5 protein-coding genes and 1 pseudogene are annotated in these 5,488 nt (G+C 69.1%); 2 read left to right on the top strand and 4 right to left on the bottom strand.

Translation table 11 applies throughout. The annotated features are described in order from the left end of the window. Together ACFYP5_RS38580 and ACFYP5_RS38575 are read right to left on the bottom strand one after the other, a co-directional pair. A partial coding sequence (locus ACFYP5_RS38580) for a transposase (protein ID WP_389044718.1) occupies positions 1-182 on the bottom strand: 182 nt, incomplete at its 3' end. A gap of 107 nt (positions 183-289) precedes the next feature. Further along, positions 290-838 carry a DUF1062 domain-containing protein gene (locus tag ACFYP5_RS38575; protein ID WP_389044716.1) on the bottom strand — a complete coding sequence of 183 codons (549 nt, stop codon included), beginning with the start codon at positions 836-838 and terminating at the stop codon, positions 290-292. Positions 839-1,515: 677 nt separating this feature from the next. Between ACFYP5_RS38575 and ACFYP5_RS38570 the strand changes: the two genes are divergently transcribed. After that, positions 1,516-2,682: an alanine--tRNA ligase-related protein gene (locus ACFYP5_RS38570; protein WP_389044713.1), complete on the top strand. Its 1,167-nt coding sequence runs from the start codon at positions 1,516-1,518 to the stop codon at positions 2,680-2,682. Here ACFYP5_RS38570 and ACFYP5_RS38565 read toward each other — a convergent pair. Continuing rightward, positions 2,660-3,310, bottom strand: a complete 651-nt coding sequence (locus ACFYP5_RS38565; RefSeq protein WP_389044721.1) for an amidohydrolase family protein — start codon at positions 3,308-3,310, stop codon at positions 2,660-2,662. The genes ACFYP5_RS38570 and ACFYP5_RS38565 overlap by 23 nt on opposite strands. A gap of 117 nt (positions 3,311-3,427) precedes the next feature. Beyond that, positions 3,428-3,547: pseudogene (locus ACFYP5_RS38560) on the bottom strand (IS5/IS1182 family transposase); the annotation flags it as partial. A 367-nt stretch (positions 3,548-3,914) separates the two neighbouring features. On the opposite strand from ACFYP5_RS38560, the gene fabV reads away from it, so the two are divergent. Beyond that, complete coding sequence (gene fabV, locus ACFYP5_RS38555; RefSeq protein ID WP_389044710.1) at positions 3,915-5,120, top strand: enoyl-[acyl-carrier-protein] reductase FabV; 1,206 nt, start codon at positions 3,915-3,917, stop codon at positions 5,118-5,120. Positions 5,121-5,488: the final 368 nt, after the last annotated feature.

The raw sequence follows: 5,488 nt of genomic DNA, 5'->3' as shown, positions 1-5,488 counted from the left end.
ACCGTCTCCCACGGCCCGAACCGTTCCGGCAGATCCCGCCACTGCACACCTGTCCGCACCCGGTAGAGCACCCCGTTGATCACCCGACGGTGATCGCTCCACCGACCCCCGCGCGCACCACCGCGAGGCAGGAATGACTCCAGTCGATCCCACTCCGCATTCGTCAGATCACCACGCCCCATGCAGCCAGCCTGGCCTCAACACCCCACCTACGTCAGGAGATCCAAGAAACAGTGCCCAAGGCCTGTCCGGCGCATCTTGCCGGACAGGCCCTTGGCCTGATGAGGGCTCAGCGCTTGAGAGTGAAGGTGAAGTTGCCGGAGAGCTTGCCGTTCAGCCGGACAGCCGAAACGAGCTTCCCCTCCGTGATCAGTCTCTCCACCTCGGCCCGCGAAAGAGCGCAACCTTCAGCGATCAGTCGCACCGGCCGGACAGGGATCCACGCCGCAAAGCGGACCGAGACGTCGATCACCTCGCGGTCCAGATGATCCGATCCGCCGGTGTCGAGGCGCCAGGCGCTTTCCCAGTCGAGGGCGATGCGATTGCGGCGCCGTACGACCGGATTCCGGAGCAGTTCAGCTGCCAGGCCAGGGTCGTTGCCATGCAGCCGGTCCAGCAGCTCAGGCCGTATGGAGCGCACATTCATCCGCTCCAGGACTGTGAGCTTCGCGGTTTCCCCGCAAACGGTACAGAGCACGAGGAGCCAGGCGTCGATGAGCTTGTGGTTTGCGTTGACGCGAAATTTACCGTCTGCCCGGAATCGCGCTGACGCGCACGCGTGGCAACGTCGGAGAACGAGCGGCAGGCAGGTGGGCACGACAACCCAGTTATTGAGCACAGAAGTACACCGGTTTCAGTGAGAAGTCCGCAGCAAAAAGCAGCGCGTCGCACAGGGTGCGACGCGCGACGAATCAGCGCTCGGGAGGTCTCACAGGGTGTACAACGGCGCGTCCTTGACCAGACAACTCGGTTCGGCAGCACGGTAGTGGCGCACGGCGGCGCAGGGCCACCGGTTTTCGAACGCCTCACCGTCAGGTCCGGTCCGGCGGATCATGGACGAAGCCAGAGCCGGACCGTCGCCCGAGGCGGCACCCGATCAGGCACGCCGTATGGCGGGCAGTGCCAATTCGGCTTGCTCAGTCACCCGGACGATGCCTGGGCGCTCCAGTTGGCACCTGAGCGCTTCATCTGGCATCTCAGATGCCTCGCAGAGGTGGTGGGACACCCCGGCCGCTCTGACTCACGGGACAGTCGCTCGGGACGTCCCGGTGGAAAATGTGAATGCTTCAGCGGGCAGGGACGCGTTATGGTCGTCCGTATGAACGTCACCGGCCCGAGCACCATCGCGACCGCGCGAGCGACCAGCTCGCCGGTTGCCGCCGTCTGACCTTCTCCTCCCCACCGGCGACCGGAAACGGTCCGTCGGTAGTGCCGTGGCGCCCTTGGCCCAGGCCGGACGACTGAACGGTCCCGTTCTCCGGTGCCTCCCCCGCTGTAACGCGAAGGAGCCATCCCATGCATACAGAACAGCTGGTCAGTACGTTCATCGAGTACTTCGAAGAGCGCGCCCATCGCCGGATCGTCGGCTCGACGCTGCTGCCACCGCCCGGCGACCCCGTGCTTTTCACCACCTCCGGCATGCACCCGCTCACGCCATACCTGGAGGGTCGCTCCCATCCACTGGGAAGGCGGCTGGTCAACGTGCAGCGCTGCCTGCGCACCACGGACCTGGAGGAGGTCGGCGACGCCACTCACCTGACGGTCTTCGAGATGCTCGGCACCTGGTCGCTGGGCGACTACGAAGGCCCGCTCAGTCTCGACTGGGGGTACGGGCTGCTCACCGAGGGCCTGGGTATCGATCCCGGCCTGTTGCATGCCACCGTCTATGCCGGTGGCAGCCAGATCGGGCCGGACACCGCTTCCCTTCAGCTGTGGCAGGACCGCGGCGTTCCGGTCGAACTCACCGTGGAGGACAACTGGTGGTCCAACGGACCGGTCGGACCGTGCGGTCCTGACTCGGAGATCTTCCTGTGGAGCGGTGACTGCCCACCCAGGTCAACGCCCACCCGCGACGACCGCTGGGTGGAGGTGTGGAACCACGTGATGATGACCCACCGCCGGCTGGATGACGGTTCCCTCGTGCCTCTTCCCCAGCGCAACGTCGACACCGGACTCGGCCTGGAGCGGCTGGCCTCACTGCTCCAGGGCAAGTCGTCCGTCTTCGAATGCGACGTCTTCGACCCGTGGCGCCGCCTCCTGCCGACCCTGTGGCCCTTGGAGGAACCCTCGCTGCGTCTGGTCTGCGACCACCTGCGCTCGGCCATCGTGGTGCTCGGCGAGGGCGTGTGCCCGGCCAACACCGGACGGGGTTACGTGCTGCGCCGCCTTGTACGACGGGTGCTCACCGTGCTCTGGCGGGACGATCCCTCGCGTGGTGTCGAAGACTTGCCGGAAGAGCTGGTCCAGCACACCCTGGACCACTTCCGGCAGGACATGCGCCCAGGCGACGTGCTCCGGGTGTTGCTCGAGGAGGAGCGCCGGTTCCGCCGGCTCCTGGGGCGCGGTCGGCAGGTGCTCGCCCGACCCCGGTTCCAAGGCAGGCTGACCGAGGAGGACTTCCACTACCTCCACGACACCCATGGTCTGCCACGTGAGCTGGTCACGAGTCTGCGGCAGGAGTGAGGCCTGCGGGGGCGACGCGCGTTGCCGCGTGAGCGACGACGACCGACGGCCGCACCTTGAAGCCGAGTCGTGATCGCGGCGTACGGCCACCGCCATGTCGTGCGTTGCGCCGCCCCCCGGCCACGCGCACGCCCCGTCGGCCGGGTACGTCATCTGGCGTGGCCTGGTCGACGAGGCGGACGGCTCCGCGCCGATCGAGCTCCTCGTAGAGGGGGTCGAAAAGGGGGTCGGCGAGTGTGCGCCCGAGTACGGTCGTGGTCACGCCGACACCGACCGCACCGAGGTCGTCCAGGGCGTGGACGACCTCTCGCAGGGCCGCGTCGACATGGGGGAGGGGCAGCGCGGCGAAGGCCCGGAAGCGCCCGGGGAAACGGGCCACCAGCTCTGCGTACGACTCGTTGGCCGAGGCTGCCAGCGCCACCGCGTCGGGTTCCCCCATCAGGTGGGGGGACTGTGGTGCCACGGAGAGCACCTGAAGGTCGATGCCGGCCCGGTCCATCAGTGCGAAGCGGCGGTCCAGATCGGCCTCGGTCGCGTCGGCGCCGATCCCGCGCTGGGTGTCGGTATCGGTCTTCCCCAGTCGCTCGAGGCGGTCCAGGTACCCCGGGGTCCACAGGTGAGCGTGCACATCGATACGCAGACGGGTCACCCTTCGATGAAACGCCCCCCGGGCGGTGCGGGCCAGTCGGCGGCCGGAGCCGACTGCGGTGCGACGGCCGCGCTGGAAGAGCTGTACGACGCCGTGGTCGACGACCTGCCCTGGCGTGAGCACGAACGCCGGCGGGCGGCGGCGCCGGGCTTCCGAGAGGTGCACCTTGCTCGTCAGCCCACCGCGCGAGCGGCCCTGCGCCGCCGCCTTGAGCCGGGTGTCGGCCCCCCGCCCCCCCAGCAGCATGTGGCGGGCCCCACCGAGGCGCTGTTCCCCCCGCGACCAGACCCGCCAGGCGGTGTGACATGACCGAATTGGAGACCGACAAGAATCTGCGGCCACTTCTGGCGAAGATCACCATCACCGGTTGGGCTCTGCTCACCGAGGATGTGAGCAGGGCCCAACCGGAGTGACACCCGGGGCATGGACAGCCTCGCCCGGTCACCGCCCCGGAGGGCGCGTTCGGCATCGTCATCCGCGACGAGGCCACCGACCAGCCGGAAACCGTCGACGACGTCCGCCGCTGCATGGAACCGCTCACTGCCGCGGCGAGCACGATCCCCGCACCCGAAGGACCCCACGAGTGAGCCTCCGCGAGATCAAGCCCGGCAACCGCGGCTACCTTTACGTCAACAGCCATCCGACCGGCTGCAAAGCAGTGGTCGACCGCATGTGGCAGCGGACACCAGACCCTGCCGGCGACCGGCCCGGCCCGGTCGCCCTGGTCATCGGCTCCAGCGCCGGCTACGGACTGGCCGCGACCCTGGTCGGCCTACGCGCACACCGGATGCGCGGGCTCGGCATCGCCTACGAGGCCACCGCGACCGAGCGCCGCACCGCCAGCGCGGGCTGGTACCGCACCGCGCGGACCGCCGAACTCGCCGCCGAGGCCGGCGCCGACTTCACCTTCCTCAACGGCGACGCCTTCTCCGACGGGGTCAAGGACGAGGCCGCCGACCAGCTCGCCGCCCGATTCGGGAAGGTCGACCTGCTCATCTACAGCATCGCGGCCCCGCGTCGCACGGACCCGCGGACCGGCGACGTCCACCACTCCGTCATCAAGCCGCTCGGCACCGACTACCGGGCAAAGACCCTCGTGTTCGAGGACGGTGTCCCACAGATCGGCGAGTTGCACCTGCAGGCCGCGGACTACGCCGAGCGCGATGCGACCGTGCAGGTCATGGGCGGCGCCGACTGGCAGATGTGGATCGACGTCCTGCAGTCCAGAGGCCTGCTCGCCGACGGCTTCCAGACCGTCGCACTCTCGTACGTCGGATCCGACATCACCGCCCCCATCTACCGGGCCGGGACCATCGGCGCCGCCAAGCAGCACTTGGAAGACAGCGCCCGAGTCATCAACACCCAGCTCAAGGACACAGGCCACGCCTACACCGTCGTCGCGGGCGCGGCCGTCACCCAGGCCTCCACCGCCATCCCGAGCATCGCGCTCTACACCAGCATCCTTCGCCGCGTCACCGGTGACAGCTGGCAGACCACCGTCGACCAAGCGGCGGCCCTGTGGAACCAGCTCGCCGGTGACACCGAACTCGACCTGGACGACCAAGACCGCATCCGGCTGGACGACTGGGAGATGAATCCCGGGGTTCAGGCCGCCGTCCGCGCCACGTGGGACCAGGTCGATGCCGAGACCATTGCCACCGGCGCGGACACCGGTTGGTTCCGCAACCAGGTCGGGCAGCTCTACGGCTGGGACGTTCCCGGTGTCGACTACGAGGTCGCGGCCGAGACGACCGTCCCGTGGCCCGCTTCCCTGTCGTCCGAGGTCTGACCTGCGCTTCCTCGCTCGCATGACCGAGGTCCGGCCGGTCCGGCCCAGGACTGGCACGCGGCGGAGCCATCGACTGTCCGGCCTCGTCCTCGAAGAGGGGCCAGGCGGCCGGTGGGGCGCGCTTCAACTCCCGTTCCGGCCCAGCGATCTGGGTCTCGCTGAGCCAGGGCCTCCGTGGGAATCCCTTCGACGGCGGCCCGACTTCGCCGTTCCCGCGGCCCCGGTCCGCCGCGGATATGCCGGGGTGGGGCCGGGGTACCAGGCCCCCCCCCCCCCCCCCCGGGGGGGCGGGGCCCACCCCGGGGGGCGCGGAAAAAAAAACCCCCCCCGCCGTTGTGAGACGGGGGCCGCGGTGCCAGTACATTTGG

The organism is Streptomyces sp. NPDC005262 (assembly GCF_042872425.1).
GTDB lineage: Bacteria > Actinomycetota > Actinomycetes > Streptomycetales > Streptomycetaceae > Streptomyces.
This window is presented reverse-complemented; position numbering and strand designations above follow the sequence as displayed.

Bases quoted from the DNA above. Each gene is read 5' to 3' on its own strand.
- ACFYP5_RS38570 (WP_389044713.1), top strand. From the start codon at position 1,516: ATGCATACAGAACAGCTGGTCAGTACGTTCATCGAGTACTTCGAAGAG.